16 protein-coding genes are annotated in these 18413 nt (G+C 60.4%); 8 read left to right on the forward strand and 8 right to left on the reverse strand.

The window, feature by feature from the left end; genetic code table 11:
• Positions 1-184: 184 nt before the first annotated feature.
• The 7 genes from ACQGNJ_RS06330 to ACQGNJ_RS06360 all read left to right on the forward strand — a co-directional run bounded on the left by ACQGNJ_RS06330 (position 185) and on the right by ACQGNJ_RS06360 (position 7799).
• Positions 185-643, forward strand: coding sequence for a hypothetical protein (locus tag ACQGNJ_RS06330; protein WP_426688397.1), 459 nt, complete (start codon positions 185-187; stop codon positions 641-643).
• 57 nt (positions 644-700) lie between these two features.
• Positions 701-1255, forward strand: coding sequence for an AbiU2 domain-containing protein (locus ACQGNJ_RS06335; protein WP_426688398.1), 555 nt, complete (start codon positions 701-703; stop codon positions 1253-1255).
• Between the two features lie 524 nt (positions 1256-1779).
• A complete protein-coding gene (gene lexA / locus ACQGNJ_RS06340) occupies positions 1780-2400 on the forward strand; it encodes a transcriptional repressor LexA (protein ID WP_056767414.1) in 621 nt (206 codons plus the stop codon).
• Positions 2400-3023 carry a translesion DNA synthesis-associated protein ImuA gene (gene imuA / locus ACQGNJ_RS06345; RefSeq protein ID WP_426688399.1) on the forward strand — a complete coding sequence of 208 codons (624 nt, stop codon included), beginning with the start codon at positions 2400-2402 and terminating at the stop codon, positions 3021-3023. The genes lexA and imuA overlap by 1 nt, the downstream gene beginning before the upstream one ends.
• Before the next feature lie 12 nt (positions 3024-3035).
• Complete coding sequence (locus tag ACQGNJ_RS06350) at positions 3036-4439, forward strand: Y-family DNA polymerase (protein ID WP_426688400.1); 1404 nt, start codon at positions 3036-3038, stop codon at positions 4437-4439.
• On the forward strand, positions 4436-7507 hold the full coding sequence (locus ACQGNJ_RS06355; protein ID WP_426688401.1) for an error-prone DNA polymerase: 3072 nt from the start codon (positions 4436-4438) through the stop codon (positions 7505-7507). Before ACQGNJ_RS06350 ends, ACQGNJ_RS06355 begins: the two co-directional genes overlap by 4 nt.
• Positions 7508-7538: 31 nt before the next feature.
• Positions 7539-7799 (forward strand): hypothetical protein, encoded by a 261-nt coding sequence (locus ACQGNJ_RS06360; protein WP_426688402.1) that lies wholly within the window; start codon positions 7539-7541, stop codon positions 7797-7799.
• 57 nt (positions 7800-7856) lie between these two features.
• Here the strand turns inward: ACQGNJ_RS06360 and ACQGNJ_RS06365 are convergent, their stop codons facing one another.
• The 6 genes from ACQGNJ_RS06365 to ACQGNJ_RS06390 all read right to left on the reverse strand — a co-directional run bounded on the left by ACQGNJ_RS06365 (position 7857) and on the right by ACQGNJ_RS06390 (position 14195).
• Complete coding sequence (locus ACQGNJ_RS06365; protein WP_426688403.1) at positions 7857-8990, reverse strand: pYEATS domain-containing protein; 1134 nt, start codon at positions 8988-8990, stop codon at positions 7857-7859.
• A 103-nt stretch (positions 8991-9093) separates the two neighbouring features.
• Positions 9094-9585 carry a hypothetical protein gene (locus ACQGNJ_RS06370; RefSeq protein WP_426688404.1) on the reverse strand — a complete coding sequence of 164 codons (492 nt, stop codon included), beginning with the start codon at positions 9583-9585 and terminating at the stop codon, positions 9094-9096.
• Positions 9586-9593: 8 nt separating this feature from the next.
• Positions 9594-10442, reverse strand: coding sequence for a hypothetical protein (locus tag ACQGNJ_RS06375; RefSeq protein WP_426688405.1), 849 nt, complete (start codon positions 10440-10442; stop codon positions 9594-9596).
• 251 nt (positions 10443-10693) lie between these two features.
• A complete protein-coding gene (locus ACQGNJ_RS06380) occupies positions 10694-11203 on the reverse strand; it encodes a hypothetical protein (RefSeq protein ID WP_426688406.1) in 510 nt (169 codons plus the stop codon).
• 510 nt (positions 11204-11713) lie between these two features.
• The gene (locus ACQGNJ_RS06385; protein WP_426688407.1) at positions 11714-12697 is read right to left on the reverse strand and encodes an SOS response-associated peptidase family protein; all 984 of its coding nucleotides are present in this window, start codon (positions 12695-12697) and stop codon (positions 11714-11716) included.
• Between the two features lie 463 nt (positions 12698-13160).
• Positions 13161-14195: a hypothetical protein gene (locus tag ACQGNJ_RS06390; RefSeq protein ID WP_426688408.1), complete on the reverse strand. Its 1035-nt coding sequence runs from the start codon at positions 14193-14195 to the stop codon at positions 13161-13163.
• Between the two features lie 288 nt (positions 14196-14483).
• Between ACQGNJ_RS06390 and ACQGNJ_RS06395 the strand changes: the two genes are divergently transcribed.
• On the forward strand, positions 14484-15446 hold the full coding sequence (locus ACQGNJ_RS06395) for an IS5 family transposase (protein WP_426688409.1): 963 nt from the start codon (positions 14484-14486) through the stop codon (positions 15444-15446).
• 489 nt (positions 15447-15935) lie between these two features.
• Here ACQGNJ_RS06395 and ACQGNJ_RS06400 read toward each other — a convergent pair whose 3' ends face one another.
• Together ACQGNJ_RS06400 and ACQGNJ_RS06405 are read right to left on the reverse strand one after the other, a co-directional pair.
• A complete protein-coding gene (locus ACQGNJ_RS06400) occupies positions 15936-17048 on the reverse strand; it encodes a bifunctional alpha/beta hydrolase/OsmC family protein (protein WP_426688410.1) in 1113 nt (370 codons plus the stop codon).
• Positions 17049-17072: 24 nt separating this feature from the next.
• A complete protein-coding gene (locus ACQGNJ_RS06405; protein ID WP_426688411.1) occupies positions 17073-18323 on the reverse strand; it encodes a thiolase family protein in 1251 nt (416 codons plus the stop codon).
• Positions 18324-18413: the final 90 nt, after the last annotated feature.

An 18413-nucleotide genomic window follows, 5' to 3' on the forward strand; every position in this document is an offset into this window, starting at 1 on the left:
ACACGCTCTTCGCCAAGTCCACACCCAGGGTTATAGTGCTCATGGAGACTTCCTCTTCTGTTGACGGTTGTGTTGCAACACCATCATGGCCCTCGAGGCCAAAGGGGAGGAAGTCTCTTTTTACTCGTTCAAGGCGGAGGGCTGCATCGCCGCCTAACAAGCGTTAGGCCGCACAAGGAACACCATGCCCACGCAAGCGCCGATTCAAGACCTCAATCGCTTTTGGAGCCAAGCGCGTTTGCCCGTGGTCTTCCAACGTCAGCGCCCGGCGCCACTTCTTGTTCGCCTTCCGTACGCCGTCGACAATAAGGTCTGGTTGCGCGACGGCCAGAGAAACAAACCTGCCTGGGATAAAGAGCACGGCGCTTGGGAAGTGCCGCAGGCTTGGTTTGAGCGAACAATTCGCCTGTCGTTTGGCCGATATATGGCCTGCTATGTGATTCAACTCTACAGGGAGAAAGAGGTATGCGCTCCCGCATGTTGGAACGCGTTGGGTGCCGACTGCGAATGTTCCTGTATGGGTGCCAATCACGGGTCAGGCCAACCCAGCGGACGCTGGTATGAGGTCGGCGAAACGTTTGCTGTAATGTGGGGCGTACAGCGCTACTCGGTCCGCCTGCTCAAGGTACCGGGCGCGGCCTAGCCATTCATCGAAGCGGACGGCTCCGCCGCCGCTTAATTCCAGCGTTAGAGGGCACACGTGACGACACCCAGCGACCGACACTGCGCTGCTCTAGAGAGGAACCTTGCGGAGCTTCAGAAGGCCATCCTCATCCGCACAACCATGCTGGGCTATGAAGATGCGCAACATTTCGGGCACATGTTCCTCCGTGTCTCCTACGACGCCCTGTTCAACGCATATATGGCGCACTGTCTGCGTGTGTTCGAGCGCGGCTCAACTGCTTCCTTCTGGTACATGCAACGCTCGTGGCCAAACCTGATCGGCAAGTACCTATCTGAGAACGGCTACGCCATATCGGCGCTCGAGGACGTCTCCGACAAGCTCAAGCACATCCGCGATAAGACCCACTTCCATGTCGATGCAAACGCGGTCTTAGACCCGGCCGCTGTGTGGCATCACGCAGCCATTCGAGGCAGCGACCTTTCCCGGGCGGTAGACGCCGCCTGGGGAGCGCTATCCGCGCTCGCTCCACATCTAGGCTATGGCGCCATCGCATTGCCCGATTACACTCGCAAAGACTCGCACGCGGCAGTGGTCTTGGTGGAGTCTGGGCCGCCGCATGGTGCACTTTAACCATTCGTCCAAGCGAACGCGCGAAAAGCCGTGCGCCGCTTAACTCCAGCGTTAATTCTCACGGCAATGGCTGCTTTTCGGCATGCATTTGTAGCAGGCGACCGGCCGTTGTTGGCCGATGTCTGCCAGCTGCGCACGGCTTTCGCCAGAAATGCTGGGAAGTGTCAACGTGCTGGTGATGATGGGCGGCGTTGTCGCCAGTCATGGTTAGCATCGCTGGCGAAGCTGGAGGTTGCTGTGGCGAAGACGGGCCAGCGTCCGGCCGTCGCTTGAGTCACGTAAGACCAGTTCATCGGAAGCGTAGCGAGCGGCAGGGCGGTCATGCGTTGGCCTGAGCGGGTGAGGGAAGCAGTGAATCGCGGAGCCATCTCAGTGAGTGAGATAGCTTCGAGTGACTCTGGCGCTGAAATCGCCTTCGAAGGCGAATGCGATCACCGCGCTAAACCCTTGATCTGTCTCAAGCAATCTGGCGAGGCTTTTTTATTTCTTTCATGTTCACCTATTTAGGTGAAACTATACGAACTATGACCATCCAGATCACGCACCGTCAATCGAACGTTCTTGCCTTCATCCGCGCCCGGATTGCGCAGGACGGACAGTCGCCTACCCTCGAAGAAATCGGCGAGGCATTGGGGATTGGCAATGTCAGTGCGGTGCTCAAGCATGTTCGGTCGTTGGAAGCGAAAGGCCGGCTGACGATCGAGCCCAACCACGCCCGCAGCATTCGGCTGGTGCGCGAGTCTGACCCGATGGATGCCGATACCTTGGAGCTGCCGCTGATCGGGCGCATTGCGGCCGGTGAACCGTTGTTTTCGGAGTCAAGGGTCGATCGGAGCCTGCGCGTCTCCCGTTCGCTATTCCGGTTGCGACCGGACTATCTGGTGAAGGTGGTCGGCGATTCGATGCGCGACGAAGGGATTCTGGAAGGTGATCTGGTGGCCATCCATGCCACGTCGGTGGCGAGGCACGGGCAAGTTGTCGCCGCGCGTGTGGATGGTGACCGCTTCACGATCAAGCGACTGCATTGGAAGGGCGATGTGATTCGGCTGATGCCGAACAGCCCGGGTTTCAAACCCATCGACGTCGACCCCACCGAAGACTTTGCGATTGAAGGTCTGTTTGCAGGCCTGCTGCGGGGCAGCTGATGAACGCCGTGGTTCCACTGTCCGCGTTGCTCGACGCCCGTCAGGTCTGGCGTGGTCGTGCTCCCGAGGTGCCAGTCGGTGATTACCCCACCGGCTGGCGCGCACTCGACGAGGTATTGCCCGCAGGTGGTTGGCCCGAGGCCTCGCTGTCCGAGATCCTGTTGCCCGTCGATGGCGTGGGTGAACTTCGCCTCGTGCTCCCGACGCTCGCACGGTTGACCCAAAGCCAGCGCCATGTGGTGGTCATTTCGCCACCGTATGCGCCGTGTGTCGCTGGCTGGCGCCAACAAGGCGTGGACATGCGCCGTGTCGAATTCGTGGATGCCGGCGAGAAGGATGTGCTTTGGGCTACCGAGCAGTGCTTGCGATCAGGATGTTGCGCCGCGGTGTTGGCATGGCCGCATCACGCTGACGATCGCGCCTTGCGTCGTCTGCAGGTCGCCGCGGTCACCGGACAGGCCCTCGCTTTCGTCTTCCGCGATCGCTCCCATCTTTCCAACGCATCGCCTGCCGCGCTGCGTCTGGAATTGGAAGCGCCGCCGCGTCCACAGATTTGGGTGCGCAAATGCCGAGGCGGGGCCGTGCCCGCCCACGCCATTCCCTTGCCGCGTTCAGTCCATTGATGGCATCCAGACATGCTTTGGGCCTGCATCAACCTGCCGAGTCTGGCGTTGGATGGGATTCTCCGACGCCGTCCCCCGGACGAGCCGTTGGTGCTCGTCGACGGGCCAATCAACGCACGCACAATCGTTTCGGCCAATGAAACTGCCCGAGCGGCAGGTTTGCATGTCGGGCAGCGACTGAGCGCTGCGCAAGCGCTGTTGTCGCAATTCGAAGCGATCCCCTATGACCACGCGTCGGTGGAGCGGTGGCACCGGTTTCTGGCCGCCGTGGCTTACCGCTACAGCTCCGAGGTCAGCCTGTTACCGCATGCGATCGTGCTGGAGGTCAGCAAGAGCATGGGCTTGTTCGGGCCGTGGCCACGGCTTGAATCCATGCTGCGGGCGGACTTCACCGACCTGGGATTTCGTCATCGCATGGCGGCCGCGCCGACGGCTCATGCCGCGCATGTGCTGACCACGGTTTCGGATGGGCAAGCAGTGCTGTCATCCGACACGTTGCGCAATGCCCTGCAGCGGGTGCCGATTGCGAAGAGTCGGTTACCCGCGAATGCCATCGCAGCGTTGCCGAGCATAGGCATTCGCACCTTAGGTCAAGTGCTGGCGTTGCCGCGCGATGGGCTGCGTCGACGTTTCGGTGCGGAACTGTTGGCGTCACTGGATCGACTGACCGGAGACCTTCCATCTGGCCTGGAGTTGTATCGGCCGCCGGACACGTTCGATCTGCGCATCGAATTGCTTCACGAGGTGGAGAACCAATCCGCACTGATCTTTCCGGTGCGGCGCATGGTCGATGATCTGGCCGCGTATCTGGCCGGCCGCGATGGTGGAGTGCAGCGCTTCTTGCTGCGCTTGGAGCACCGCGAGGGTCGTTTCACCGACGTGCCAGTGGGCTTGCTGGCCTCGGAACGCGACGGTGCCCTGTTGTTCGAGTTCGCACGTGGTCGGCTGGAACACGTGACGCTGCCTGAGCCGGTGCTGGCGTTGCGCCTGATCGCCCGCGATCTGCCGGCGTTCGTGCCCGCGGGGCGAGATCTGTTCGACGAACGACCCGCGAATGCACTGCCGATCGAACAACTGCGTGAACGATTGCGTGCGCGGCTGGGCGATAGGGCGGTCTATCGGTTGGGCAGCACACAGGACCCACGGCCTGAGCGTGCGCAGCGTGAAGCGACGCATGATGAAGTGCCGATCGAGCCGCACCCGCGACCCACGTGGTTACTGACCCGACCCATTCCCCTGTGCGGTGGGAACCCGATCATCTTGGCCGGTCCGGAGCGCGTCGAAACGGGGTGGTGGGATGGCGGTGAAGTCTGTCGTGACTACTACGTCGTCGAGACCTCGTTGGGGCAGGAGGCCTGGGCGTTCTGCGCGCCCGACGAGCAAACCGGCTGGATGATTCACGGGTGGTTCGCATGACTGCCTACGCAGAGCTTCACTGCCTGTCGAACTTCTCCTTTGGTCGCGGCGCATCCAGTGCACGCGAACTGTTCGAGCGTGCGAAGACGTGTGGCTATGCCGCCCTGGCGATCACTGATGAGTGCTCATTCGCCGGCATCGTCCGCGCGCTGGAAGCCTCGCGACAAACGGACGTCCCATTGATCGTTGGTTCGGAGATCCAGCTCGATGATGGCCCGAAGATCGTGGTGCTGTGCGAAACGAAGGAAGGCTACACGTCGTTATGCAGTCTGATTACCACGGGGCGACGCGCATCCGTGAAAGGCACCTACCGCCTGACGCGCGCCGACGTGGCCACCGGTTTGCCAGGCACGCTGGTCCTGTGGGCACCTGAATTGGTCGTCGACATGAATCACGGTCACTGGGTGCGACAGACCTTCGGTGATCGTGCGTGGCTGGCCGTCGAGCTGCACCGTGGACCGAACGATGCACGGCGGGTGCGTGAACTGGATGCGATCGGTCGCGAGCTGGGTCTGCCCTTGGTCGGGGCGGGCGACGTGCATATGCATGTCCGGCGACGGCTGGCCTTGCAGCACACCCTCACGGCGATTCGGCATCGCGTGCCCGTCGCGGAGGCGGGTGCATTGATCGCGCGCAATGGCGAACGGCACCTGCGTCGCCGGCATGTGCTCGCGAAGCTCTACCCCCAGGCATTGCTCGAAGAGAGCGCACGGATCTCGGCGCGGTGCACCTTCACGCTCGACCAGCTGCGCTACCGCTATCCAGCAGAACTCGTTCCGAAGGGCCATAACCCCACCAGCTGGTTGCGCCAGCTGGTGGAGGAGGGTGCGCGATGGCGTTGGCCCGAAGGCGTGTCAGAGAAGGTGCATAAGCAGATCGAGCACGAGCTGGGGCTGATCGAAGCGCTGCGCTACGAGCCCTACTTCCTCACCGTGCACGACATCGTGCGTTTCGCGCGAAGCCAGGGAATTCTCTGCCAAGGTCGTGGCTCGGCGGCTAATTCTTCGGTGTGCTTCGTCCTCGGTGTGACCGAGGTGGACCCGATGAAGATGAGTCTGCTGGTCGAGCGGTTCATCTCGAAGGAGCGCAACGAACCGCCCGACATCGACATCGACTTCGAGCACGAGCGCCGGGAAGAGGTCATCCAGTACATCTACCGAAAGTATGGGCGGGAGCGTGCCGCTCTGGCGGCTACCGTCATCTGCTATCGCGGCAAGAGCGCCGTGCGGGATGTGGCCAAGGTCATGGGGCTGCCGCTGGATCAGGTCGACCAGTTGAGTCAGGTGTTCGCGTGGTGGGATGGCGACGAGTCACTCGCCGAACGGTTGCTTGAGCGAGGCTTCGACCCGGAGAGTGCGGTCATCCGGCGCATCATCAAGCTGACGGCGGAGATATTGGACATGCCGCGTCACCTGTCGCAGCACGTCGGTGGATTCGTGGTCTCCGATGCGCCATTGAGCGAACTGGTGCCGGTGGAGAACGCCGCGATGCCCGACCGCACGATCATCCAGTGGGACAAGGATGACCTCGACACGATGAACCTGTTGAAGGTCGATTGTCTGGCCTTGGGCATGCTCACGTGCGTGCAGAAATGCTTGAACATGCTGCGCGATCAGCGCGGACGGGATTACTCGATGGCCACGTTGCCATCCGAAGATCCCGCTACCTACGCGATGATCCAGCGGGCAGACACGGTGGGCGTGTTCCAGATCGAGTCACGCGCGCAGATGGCCATGTTGCCGCGACACAGGCCCGAGAACTTCTTCGATCTGGTGGTGCAAGTCGCGATCGTTCGACCAGGCCCCATCCAGGGCGACATGGTGCACCCGTATCTGCGGCGACGAAGGGGCGAAGAGCCCGTCGACTACCCCTCGGAAGAATTGAAGGAAGTGTTTGAGCGCACACTGGGTGTGCCGCTATTCCAGGAACAGGTCATGAAGCTCGCCATGATCGCGGCTGGCTACACGGCCGGAGAAGCGGATGGGCTACGGCGCGACATGGCCGCGTGGAAGCGGCGTGGCGGCTTGGAGAAGCACCGCGAACGCATCCTGACCGGCATGACCGATCGCGGCTACACCACGGCGTTTGCCGAGAAGCTGTTCGAGCAGATCAAGGGCTTCGGCAGTTACGGATTTCCTGAAAGCCATGCGGCCAGTTTCGCTGGCATCGTCTATGCGAGCTGCTGGCTGAAGTGCCATGAGCCCGCGGCATTCGCCTGCGCGCTGCTGAACAGTCAGCCCATGGGCTTCTATGCACCGAGCCAGATCGTACAAGACGCCCGTCGTCATGACATCGACGTTTTCCCTATCGACGTGCAGTGCAGCAATTGGGACAACGCGCTGATCACTCGCGAAGAAGAAGCTCCAGCGATCCAGCTTGGCTTGCGCCAGGTGCGTGGGTTCAGCGAAGAAGCCGCACGACGGATCATGGTGGCCCGCGCACAGCGCCCGTTCGCAGACATCGCCGACCTCTGCGCGCGGGCGGCCGTGGACAAGCGGCACCAGGACTTGCTGGCGCAGGCCAGTGCCTTGCGGAGTCTGTCGCGGCACCGGCACCATGCACACTGGGAGATCGCCGGTGTAGAAAAGCAGCTGCCGCTCTTCGGCAATGTCAGTCCGGCAGAGATCGAGGTGGCGTTGCCGAAGCCGACGCAGGCTGAGGACACCCTTGCGGACTACGCGCGAACCGGCCTGACGTTGGGGGTGCATCCCATGGCGCAGATCAGGGATCGGTTGCGCGCTGCTCGGTGTACCGACTCACGAACGCTGCGCAAACGACCCCATAACAGCTATGCGCGTGTCGCGGGCGTGGTCACGATGCGCCAGCGACCCCAGACGGCCAGCGGGGTCACGTTCCTGACGATGGAAGACGAACACGGCCTGGTCAACGTCATCGTTTGGCGCGATGTCGCCGAAACCCACCGACGGGTGCTGCTGGAGTCAGAGCTGCTCGGCGTCGATGGAAATTGGGAGGCGGTCGATGGCGTATGTCATTTGATTGCCAGCCGCCTCCTCGACATGAGCGAGCTGCTCGGTGGACTGGACGTGCGGTCACGAGATTTTCATTGAGACATCGCAGACATCGCGGTTGGTGACTGAAATGAACAATACGCCGCAGTTGCGAAAAGCGCTGAATTCGATCAGCAGAACCGAACGTCTGCGATCAGCTCGCTGGCATACTGATCAGTTTCAAGCCCAGCGGCTGCAGCCGGCGGCGGAAACGGTCATTCGAGAAGAAGAGCTTTCGGCCCACGGTCTTCTTGGAAGCGTCCACGTCAAAAGGGTTAGGCCCGACACGTACGAAAGCTTGCAAAGCTGCTTGACGTCTGACTGCGCATCGGAACAAGCGGTCAGTGATTGAAAGAGGCTATGACCGAGGCTAATACGCGTCCAACCAGTTGACATCTGATGCGCTAGGTCACTCTTTGCCGCGGAGCTCGGGCGGAAAGTCATCAAGGGTCGCGAGATCTAGTTCCAAGACGGTGCGGCCATCGTCGCACTCCACGCCAACGACGAAGGCATCCGCTGTGCATATCTCGGTTTGGGCTCGTGAGCCGACAGCGTCGACCTTGATGATTGGCTCCACAAACGTTGGATGAAGGTAGAAGGTGACTCTCCCTTTCAACGGGTCCTTGACGGGGTCGGTGCTCCATACGGAGAGCGTCACATCGACGCCCCTTTTAGTCACCTTGCGAATGGCGGCCGACATAGTCCGCGTGGCAGTACTACTTGCACCACCAAATTTGCCTTGGTTGAAGTCGGTGTTCCAGATCTGAGCACGGCTCATGCCCTTCATCTCGCCGAGCCATGGTGCTTCGCCAATGGGACGAAAGGTAGGGGGCGCCGTCGCAGCCGCGCCACCAGCATTGAGGGCGCCATCCTGCCCCAGGGTCTTTTGCGTGGACAGTTCATAAAACCCGCTATCTCTGCGGGGTTGATTGATCTCCTTTTCCCGATCATCTGGGTCGCCAGGCTGCTCTGCTCTGTTGAGGAGCCTCGGAAGCTCGTTGCGCGTCCACAGGTACATGGATATGAAACCTCCGACGAGACCTGTGGCAGCGGCCCCAACGACCAAGCTCGCTCCAGCAGCCGGGTTGTCCTGGCCAAACGGGAGCATGCTCTTCGCGAGCTGCCATACGGCTTTAAGCGCACCCTGCAGACCGACCAGTGTGGCGCCGACAATGACCTTGGTCAGCCAGTCTGAGATCTCCTCGAAATTCGAGTTCCCCCCATAACCCATCGGCGCAATGCCTGCGCCGATGGGTTGCTGGGCATTGCCATTGGCGTTGGCACCGGCGTCCGCCGCACCCTTGCGGTCTCTGTTCCTTTTGGGCACGCCAAAGAGGAGGCCAAGAAAAGCACCACACCCAACGCCAGACACGAGCCACACCACTACCAAGCCGATAAAGCGCGCTCGCGTGCCGGCAAGCGCGATCAGACCTCCGGCGAACACAATCAGGAGGGCGAATGAGGAGATCTTGTAGATTGGCTTAAGTAGTTCGCGAGGCGATACGTACGTAGCCGCGGTTTGGGCTTTTGCTTCGTCTGCCATATGGACTCCAGATGTCTCCTTTCGGACGCCCAGGAGCACCCGAGCGAGTAGGGCGAACATTGACGGGCGCGCCGCTGGCCGCCTGGTGGCCCAGGCAAGTCCCTCAGGCGTTCGTGGCCACCTGCACGAGATTTTTTGCGGCAGTGAAGGCCAAAGCGGCGCCGGCGGCTCCCCCGGTGGCTATCCCCGCGTAGACCGTGACCGCCGCCGTGGCGATTTTGAACACCTTCTCGACTGTCTGGAGGTTAGCTACGGCATTCTTCATCGCCGCCGTTGATGCCGCGATCGCATTGGTCGGCAGGTCTGCAAGCCTCTTAGCCATGTCGTCGTTGAGCAAGTCGTTGGCTTTGCTCATCAGCCCTGAGGCGTTTATCGCAATGGAGTAACGCTGGTCTGAACTCAAATCGATGTAGTGGTCATAGACGTACTGAGTCATTGCAGTCGAAAGCACGCTGAACTGATTTGACAGCGCAAAGAGTGTGGTCGGATCGTTGGGGTCCAACGGGTTGTAACGCATCGGCGCCGGCGGAGCGGCGGCATCGGTGTTCTCTGACGCGGCTACTGCGGCGGGATTGCCCCGTGTCTTGTCGTTCATGCGGCACCTCAATGTTGGGTGGCAAACGCATCGTCTACGGTCTTCCACACTGGCGAAGCGGTCTGGTAGAAGTCGTTCGCTACCTTGATGGCGTCCGCACCAGTCAGGTCGTTCGCCTGGTGCATCAGCTGCGTGTTCGTCTCACCGATTTTCTTGATCTGTCCGGCCAATGCCGCGCTCGAAGTCTGCTTGGCAGAGTAGTCGGCTTGTCGCTTTTCGAGGTAGTCATTGAAAAGCACGCGCACGGCATAGGGCGGCCTGCTCTTGGAATCCCCTTCACCCAAAAGTTGGAGCGTGGGGATGGCATCGACGTGATTTCTGTAGACCTTCGATATTTCAGTCATGAAATCCGCGATAGCGGCCGAAACATCGACAATCTGCGCATTGCTGGCATCGAGGGCTTGGCGAATCTTCTTTTCACGATAGCCTTCTTCAGCCCAGTGGAGCATCAGGTCACTCAGAGCGCCTACCGCATCAATGCGCACCTTATCGTTCGCAAACCCTGGCAGGTTCTCGGCCGCGCCGACAACGTCCGCCGTCTGACCTTTGTACTTGACACCTTCGCTCGCACTCAGCGCGGATAAGGCGTCCGCATACGCAGATATGAAATCGGCCATGGTATTGAAGGGACCAGCTAGTTTGGCCACATCCTTGCACTGCCACTTCTCTTGAGTGGCGTCCGAGTGCAAGAGGGGTAGCTGCCTATCGCCACAATCGTCGACGTAGTCCTTCACGACAGGCTTGGCGCGCTCTATCGTCTGCTTTGTCGTGTCCGCGTATTGCTTAACGGACGATGGCGCCACACAGGCGCTCAAAAGCAATACGAGAACCGAAACAAGACACAAGCGACGGGCCATATCCCTTTCCCCCACGTAGCGTATCCGCTGGCTTGAGGTGGCTTATACGCCCATTGCGCTCGCTTGCCTATCGGGGAAATTTCGTATGTACCCTATCGCCTCCCGTCGAGTCCGCGACCGGCAGAAATGGTGACTTCGGCCAGTTTCAGCTTGCCCGGACGGCATCGCGCCCGCGAGGTCCGTGATCGACCCGTAGGAGACGGTCAACGCTGCTTGAGTAGGCAGCGGCCTCGCCGTGCGCCTTGGAATTGTTAGCCGTGATGTGCCTTTTGGTGGTCATATTCGAAAGTCGCAAACAACGTACCCGGAATCTTGATCTTGAAGCAGTTCTGGGAAGCGACATTTGAAACCGCTTGCTGAGTGACTCCGGGCGCGAGTGAGAACTGATTCTCCAGTGCTGCATAGTCGACATGCACGTCGTCCGGAAAGTAGCCGGTCGCCTTTGGCCACCATGAAGCGACGAGCGAGGATGCGTCGGCGATGCCATGCACAAGTGACTTCGTGGGTGTGAGTGCAGGCTTGGGTTTACGCCTTGGGCGTATATGCCAAAACCCAAAGGCGGCGCTAGCGACTAGCAATAGGAGCAGCCACGCGGGCAGGACAATAGGTGACGCGATGAACCCCACTGCTTTGGAAAAGCTAGCCGAGCTAACTGCTTTCCATATCCCAAGAGCCGTGCCGATAATGGCTGCCGAAATGACCTTGCTCCATACGGGGTCTTTCCATGCCACTTTCGCTCTTTTCACAATGAGTGTCTTCATGGTTCCGATGTTGTGTGTGACTAACGATCTGATAGTTGGACCTTGGTCTTTGGATCGTCATTGATCCGAGATTCAGCCGGCTAGTCCAGTTGAGCCGTGTGATGTTGTTCAATCTGAGTGGGCTAAACGCCCGGAGCAAACTCCGACAGAGATCGTCGCACACTAAGCCTCACCGAGTCGCCATACATCGACCTCCCATCCGGCGGCTTTGTGTCGGTTCAGGCCGTTGACCTCAGCTCCAGCCTGGTCCGCTCACACGGTGGGCAGCACTGGCACAGTGGTTGGCAATTGGCGGAACAGGTGGTCAGTCAGACCGGAATACATAAGGAACGCCTCCGCGCGCCGCCCGGGTGCATCCAGGCATTGGCTGCATAGCGTCTTACTCCCTCGGCGGTCGGGTCGGTTTAGGAAAGCATAGATGCCCCAGATAAGCGCGGGAAGGACGGCAGTGATGACGACATCCAATCTGTCCAGCATCAGCTTCGGGTTGTCGCGGTAGGAAGCAGCAATCTACTTCTGCTGCACCAGCTGATGTTCGTAGTAAGGCCGTACCCGTCGGTCGAGGATCGCATACAAGGTCGCGTAGTGATTCGGGCTTGGACCGAGCCATGCGTCGATGTCTTCTTCCTGAATCGGAACGGGACAGCGGTCGTGGCCCGCTTCAACAACCTCAAAGGGCGGGTCATCGGTGATCGCGGCGAATGTGTAGAACCCCGGATCGTCGCCAGCTGCCTCGACATAGGTCCAGAGACAGGCAACGAAGAGGCTTTCACCGGTCGATGGCGAAAAGAGGATTTCAACGCTCTGCTCGCGCTCACCCGGTACTAGCGGCCGTTGCTGCAGATTGTGGAGATACACGCTTTCGTAGAACCGATCCACGATCATGATGCCGTGGTTGTAGCCGAACACCTTTCGCCAGACGGTCGAAAGCTTGTCGCGCCGCGCGTTGTACGTGCCCGGCTTCTCCATCTCGTCGGCCTCTGTCCAGCCCGGCAGGCGGCAGCGGTAGCGCATCGGGACGACCATACGCCCGCCCGTTTCAGGATCACGAATCAGCACGGGAGCGAAGTAACCAGGCCAAATTCTGTCGATGCCATCGGCCGATGCTGGTAACGCCAAGTCTTCCAGCTTCTTCCTTCCTGCCTCAATCTTGTTGGTCGCGACGCGGCGATCGTTGTCGGCCTTTTTGGTCGGCTTGCTTGACGCTAGTTTCGCGTTCGCTTCGAAGAGGCGCGCTTCCTGGACGCCAATCTCGGACGCGATCAACGCGATTGCCTCATTTTCCGCTTCGCGCGCCAATTCGATCGTGCCAATGTTCAGCACGGCACTCGTGGCGTCGGTCATGGCGCGTCGCATCGCCTTCGGGACAACCTTGACCCAGTTGCCCTTCTTTTTGGTCCAGCCCGCGAGATTGGTGAATTCCTTGATGGCGAGCTTTCCGCCAAAGCGCTCGTATTCTCTGAAGTCCGCCAAAATCTGCGCCGAGTAGCACATGTCGAAGCCTGCTTGATCTGACGGAGCTAAGCATAGTGCCCAAGACGCGCTGTCACCTCCCTGCCAGATCAGTTCCGCTGAAACGCCCACTTGCCGCCCTAAATCGCCCGCGGCCGAACGGACGATTCGAGTGAGGAATGATCCGCATACAGCCAGAGAAGATGAGCGAATGAACAAGCCAGCACCGCCGAACGGCCCGAGCAAAGCCGGTCAGCCATCGGGTCCGGCACGTGGAAATAGCCCGAACCGTCCAGGAGCACCACCAGCGCCAGCACCCAAGGGCGGCAAGAAATAGCCCAAAGGCCGGCATTGCCCCGGCCTTTGGGACGTCGGGGAACCTTCGATGCACACACCGATGAAGTTGATCACCCGAACCAATCTGTTGTGATCAGCGCGTCAACATCCTGATCCGCGTTTGCCCACGGGCCGCAACCGGCCACGAACCGTCGTTCCCGCAAGATCGTCAGTCAGAATTGTCTGCATCGCCAGCGACGTCTGGCAGCTTGTTCCACAGCGACCCCGTGTCCTTACTTAGCTGTGCTAACCGGGGCGTGGTTACGGCATGAAGTTGGTGGATGTCAGCCCGGATCTCGGCCTCCGTTCCGCCAAGACGCCTTAGCTCGGTCGCTTTCAAGCGCTCCAAGTAGTCGGCAATGAACGGGCCAATGAAATTCTGCTCCGCGGCTCGATCTTGGAAAACAGCCTGCGTTGTCAACGTCTGACTTTTCTGTTGTATTGCCTGAAATCCGCCGGCCATGAACGCGAGCATTCGTATTGTTGGAAAATGGTACGCATCGGATTGCGCGGAGAATGCCTTTAGGGCTGTTGCCAAGAGCAGCGCAGCAAGAACCAATCTGCCTGCTGCGGCATGCCAGTCCGACTCGACGGGTTGAACTACTCCTGCGATGTGCCAAGTCGCGAATGAAAGGCCCGCATGAAAGTCGGCCTGATACTCCAGGGCGCGTCGGTCTTGCGATGGCATCAATTCCCAGTCGAGCAGGCAATGGCTCCATAGCACGTGTGAGAGTTCATGAAAGTAGAGAAGCAATGTCGCATCTTTGGCCACCAACTGAGCCTGCTCGCCAATCTCACCCGTTCTCATCGCTCCGTTAAGTATTGCTTCTTCAGATAGGCCCTCTGGTGGCGCTCCCGTCGACATTGTCCAGATTTCGTGTGCCATCGCTAGAAGGATGAGAGGTGCACCCACCGTAATAGTGATCAGATAGTCGTGCCGCGGGCCTACCTTAATGGCTGCTGCGTCGAATGACTGACTTCCTCCCCAGCCTAAGTTGATGGACCCCCGTTCACGGAATTCGCGCGTCGCGAGTTGCATTAGGTGATCTAGCTCTTTCGATACTTTGTCCATCATCGCGACCGCGACTTCCACTTGGTGCGGCGGCAATTCCTGACGCAGCGCGGATGCGATGTCGGAAGCAGAGAGCGCCTTGAGACGATTCGATACCATGGCGTGGCGACCTAATCCACTCTCAGTGATCATTGCTTCGCCTCAAAATTTGCAAGAGAGATACAATTTGGGTCACCGACCCGTCTGCGCTGCAGCGGTCGTGGCTCTGCTAGTCGCGTCGTCGTATATCTGCGCAAGACCGAATCTTTGTAACTCAGCGGCAACCGTGCCCATCGCCGCAACAGCAGGCAACACGCATTAGATAGGAAAATTACCTTCCTGAAAACGGCCGTTGGCGAAGGTCTCTTTAGGGCAACGCTGAAAAAGTCTCTCGCGCCTGCGAAAATAAACCCGTACTGACAATCGAGCGGGATCGATACGATGAAGCAGCCGACATTGGCGATGGCAGCAGATCAAGGCGAGGGTTTTGAGCAACATCGCCGAGCGACGCGTCGAGATGTGTTCCTTTCGGCGATGGAGCAGATCGTGCCGTGGTCAGCGTTGTGCGCCGTGATCGAACCGCACTATCCGAAGGCGGGCAAAGGTCGTCCGCCGGTGGGGCTGGAGCGGATGTTGCGCATGTACTTTGTGCAGCACTGGTTCAATTTGGCCGACGAAGCGTGCGAGGAAGCGCTCTTGGACAGCACGGCGCTGCGCCGATTTGTAGGCATCGATCTGGGTCGTGAACGGGTGCCGGATGGAACGACATTGCTGAAGTTTCGCCGTTTGCTGGAGAAGCACGAACTGGGCGCGGCGTTGTTCGCACAGGTCAACCAGAGTCTGCAGGATCGGGGTCTGAAGGTCGGCACGGGAACCATCGTCGACGCCACGATCATCGGTGCGCCAAGCTCGACGAAGAACGCCAGCAAGGCCCGCGATCCCGACATGCACCAGACCCGCAAGGGCCAACAGTGGTACTTCGGCATGAAGATGCATATCGGCGTGGACAGTCGTACCGGCCTGGTGCACAGCGCGGCGGTAACCGCGGCCAACGTGCACGACAAACATCTGCTGGAAGACCTGCTCCACGGCGAGGAGCGACGGGTCTATGGCGACAGCGCCTACGCCAGTCAAAAGGCGCTGATCCGCGAGCACGCGCCGCAGGCGAAAGACTTCACCAATCAACGCATCCGCAAGCATGGTGACGTCGACGAAGCGGAGCGTTCGCGCAATCGCAACAAGTCGCGAATCCGGGCACGGGTCGAGCACGTGTTCGCGGTAGTGAAGCGATTGTGGGGGTTCAGCAAAGTGCGCTACCGAGGTTTGGACAAGAACGCCAACCGCAGCTTTGTGGCCCTTGGGTTGGCCAACCTGTACCTGTCGCGCACCCGAGTACCGGCATGAGGGCCCGTTGAGGGCCAACAACACGCCTCATGGCGCGAAAAGGGTGAAATTCTCCCGCAGAAAGCCGTGATCTATCAGGTTGATCAGACGCGAAACTGATCAGACCAGCAGGTTGATTGATTGCGACGGCTTATTCAGCGTTGCCTTAGGGTCGGTTTGCGACGGTCGAAGTGGGCTTGCAGTTGATCATACTGGCCGGTGGCCCGGTCAACGTCGACAGGTCTTGCGATGCATTCGCTCCGGTGCACGCACTTCGAAGCAAAACCGCAGGTCGGCACCTACACGTTTCCAATCCATTCACCGATTCACTTAGCTGGTCTGCATTACCACCATTACCTTGCCGCGTGAGTCTGGCCCGAGCCGACTAGGTGTCCAGGCGAGAGCCGACCCAGAGTGTCAGGTGGAACCGACGAGCGAGGCATCCGTTAGAGATCCGGATTCAGCCAAACCAAAAAAAGAGTTTCAGGGTTGCGGAGATGAACATCTAGTTTAATCAATGGGATATGCTCCAAATGCTGTTGATGATCGACAACTGTCATCGGCATCCATGTATATCCGCGGCAGTCCACGTATTCGCATAGAGCACCCTAGAAGCAAGGTGCGGTCCGCCGGCAAGCCTTTGTGCTCGGCGTACATGCGCAGGGTCATCGTGGTGCACGCGGCGAGGCCGGCGGAAACCAAGTCGTAGGGCGTTGGGCCGGTGCCCAGGCCGCCGGCGCTGACCGGTTCATCGGCGAGAAAGCGGATGCCACCGGCATGGATCGCCAGTTGGAAACGCCCGGCGCCGGTTTCCTCGGCTACCACGTCGCCCTCCTGTCCATGCGCACGTGTTTCCGGCACCTGCTGCAGATAGCGGGCTGACCAGCTGACGATGATCGCTGCCGCATAATCCACATCGGCCTGACGCGACAGCAGATGTTCGGCGTCGTCGAGTGAGACCAGACTCTTGGGATAGCCCGCGGCCATGAAAATGCGACTGGCGTTGCCGATGTCGACGATCTCGTCGTGCGGCGCATGCATGATAAGCAGTGGTCGATTCGGTCCTGCGATGCGACTAGCCTGATCATGTTTGCGCAGATCGTCGATGAAGGCCGCGCTCACGCGGAACGGACGGCCTGCCAGCCGGACCTCGGCTTCGCCGTATCGCTCGATGGCCGCGAGCGAGGCGGGATCGAACAGCGCCAGCTTGTGGGTCACGTCGAACGGGGCGGCGATCGTTGTCACCGCGCGGATATTCGGCATGTCGCCAGCGGCAGCTAGCGCCGCAGCACCACCAAGGCTGTGTCCGACCAGCAGCGATGGCGGCATGGCGGCATCGCGCATGGCTTGGTTGGCGGCGACCAGGTCGCGGACGTTGGCGGCAAAGGTGCTGTCGGCAAAATCGCCACCGCTGCCGCCTAAGCCAGCGAAGTGGAAACGCAGCATGCCGATGCCAGCATGGGCCAGCGCACGGCCGATCCGTACGGCGGCCAGGTTGTCCTTGCCACAGGTGAAGCAGTGCGCCATCAACGCCCATCCGCGCACCGGTGCATCGGGAAGCTCGATCCGGCCGGCAAGCATGTGGCCGGTTGGACTGGGAATCTCGAAGGGCTGGGTTGGCACCGGCGGTTCTCCTGCGGATGAACGTCAGACGCGCTGGAGCAACGCCACGGTGCCTTGGCCGCCGTCGGCGCAAAGCGATACGATGCCGTAACTGCCCGATGGCAGCGCCGTCATTTCCTTGGCGGCCTGGCTCAGGATGCGCGCACCGGTAGCAGCGAATGGATGTCCGATGGCCAGCGATCCACCATGCGGATTGACTCGTGCCCAGTCGAACGCGCCTAGGTCGAAGTCGACGCCGGCCCTGTGGCGACGATAGACCGGGTCCGACGCGGCAGCGATGTTGGCGAGTACCTGCGCCGCGAATGCCTCGTGGATATTCCACGAGGTGATCTCCGCAAATTGCAATCGGTGTCGGGCGAGTAACCGGGGGATCGCCCGCGCCGGTGCCATAAGGATGCCCTCGTCACTATGGCGGAAGTCCATCGCCGCGATCTGCCAGTCGAGCAACCTGACCGCTGGCTCACGGCCCAATCGCGCCATTCCGGCTTCATCGGCCACCCACAAACCTGCTGCGCCATCCGTCAGTGGCGACGAATTGCCCGCCGTCAACGTGCCTGCGGGATCGAACGCCGGCTGCAAGTTCGCCAGTCGCTCGGGCGAGGTATCACGACGCGGAATCGCGTCCCGTTCGATCCCGTCGAACGCCACTAGCAGATCATCGAAGAAGCCCGCGTCCTGTCCCGCGATGGCGGCGCGGTGGCTGAGCAGGGCGCGCTCGTCCTGTGCCTGCCGCGAGATCTTGAAATGGCGTGCCGTGTCCTCGGTGTGCTGGCCTTGCGAACGGCCGCTTTGCCTGTTGGCCCACGCCTGGCGCGGCAACTGGAAGTCTGCTGCCGTCGTGGCTGCGATCATCTCCGTGGCAGCGCGCGGATTCTTGGCAAACCCGGCCACGATCCGATCGGCGGCGGCCATGTTGAGTGCCAGCGGTACATGGCTCATCGTTTCCGCGCCACCGACCAGCGCCAGATGCGTACCACCGCTGCCGATCATGCCCGCAGCCTCGATCGCTGCCATGAAGCTGGTCGAGCAGGCCAGCACCGTGGAAAACGCCGGTGTCTCCGGATCCAGCCCAGCCTCGAAGACCAGCTCCCGCGCTATGTTCGACACCGTCACGTCGGGAATGACCTGACCCCAGACCAGAAAGTCCGGTGCGGCCAAGTCCGCCATGGCTCTGGCTACTGGCATGGAAAGCTCAAGTGCACTGTGGCGGGCGAACGGTCCGCCCGCCTTGACGAACGGAGTGCGTACGCCGGAAGAGAGATAGACAGGCAGCATTGTGGATCTCCTTTCAGTGAACAGCTTGTGGCTCGCGGTGCAGCGAAATCATCAGCGTGGAGATCGAGGCGGTCCTTGCGCAATGGAGAC

Origin of the sequence: Rhodanobacter ginsengiterrae (genome assembly GCF_050026815.1) — a bacterium.
Classification (GTDB): Bacteria; Pseudomonadota; Gammaproteobacteria; order Xanthomonadales; family Rhodanobacteraceae; genus Rhodanobacter; species Rhodanobacter ginsengiterrae.

Bases quoted from the DNA above. Each gene is read 5' to 3' on its own strand.
- ACQGNJ_RS06330 (WP_426688397.1), top strand. From the start codon at position 185: ATGCCCACGCAAGCGCCGATTCAAGACCTCAATCGCTTTTGGAGCCAA.
- lexA (WP_056767414.1), top strand. From the start codon at position 1,780: ATGACCATCCAGATCACGCACCGTCAATCGAACGTTCTTGCCTTCATC.
- imuA (WP_426688399.1), top strand. From the start codon at position 2,400: ATGAACGCCGTGGTTCCACTGTCCGCGTTGCTCGACGCCCGTCAGGTC.
- ACQGNJ_RS06350 (WP_426688400.1), top strand. From the start codon at position 3,036: ATGCTTTGGGCCTGCATCAACCTGCCGAGTCTGGCGTTGGATGGGATT.
- ACQGNJ_RS06355 (WP_426688401.1), top strand. From the start codon at position 4,436: ATGACTGCCTACGCAGAGCTTCACTGCCTGTCGAACTTCTCCTTTGGT.
- ACQGNJ_RS06360 (WP_426688402.1), top strand. From the start codon at position 7,539: ATGAACAATACGCCGCAGTTGCGAAAAGCGCTGAATTCGATCAGCAGA.
- ACQGNJ_RS06365 (WP_426688403.1), bottom strand. From the start codon at position 8,990: ATGGCAGACGAAGCAAAAGCCCAAACCGCGGCTACGTACGTATCGCCT.
- ACQGNJ_RS06370 (WP_426688404.1), bottom strand. From the start codon at position 9,585: ATGAACGACAAGACACGGGGCAATCCCGCCGCAGTAGCCGCGTCAGAG.
- ACQGNJ_RS06375 (WP_426688405.1), bottom strand. From the start codon at position 10,442: ATGGCCCGTCGCTTGTGTCTTGTTTCGGTTCTCGTATTGCTTTTGAGC.
- ACQGNJ_RS06380 (WP_426688406.1), bottom strand. From the start codon at position 11,203: ATGAAGACACTCATTGTGAAAAGAGCGAAAGTGGCATGGAAAGACCCC.
- ACQGNJ_RS06385 (WP_426688407.1), bottom strand. From the start codon at position 12,697: ATGTGCTACTCGGCGCAGATTTTGGCGGACTTCAGAGAATACGAGCGC.
- ACQGNJ_RS06390 (WP_426688408.1), bottom strand. From the start codon at position 14,195: ATGATCACTGAGAGTGGATTAGGTCGCCACGCCATGGTATCGAATCGT.
- ACQGNJ_RS06395 (WP_426688409.1), top strand. From the start codon at position 14,484: ATGAAGCAGCCGACATTGGCGATGGCAGCAGATCAAGGCGAGGGTTTT.
- ACQGNJ_RS06405 (WP_426688411.1), bottom strand. From the start codon at position 18,323: ATGCTGCCTGTCTATCTCTCTTCCGGCGTACGCACTCCGTTCGTCAAG.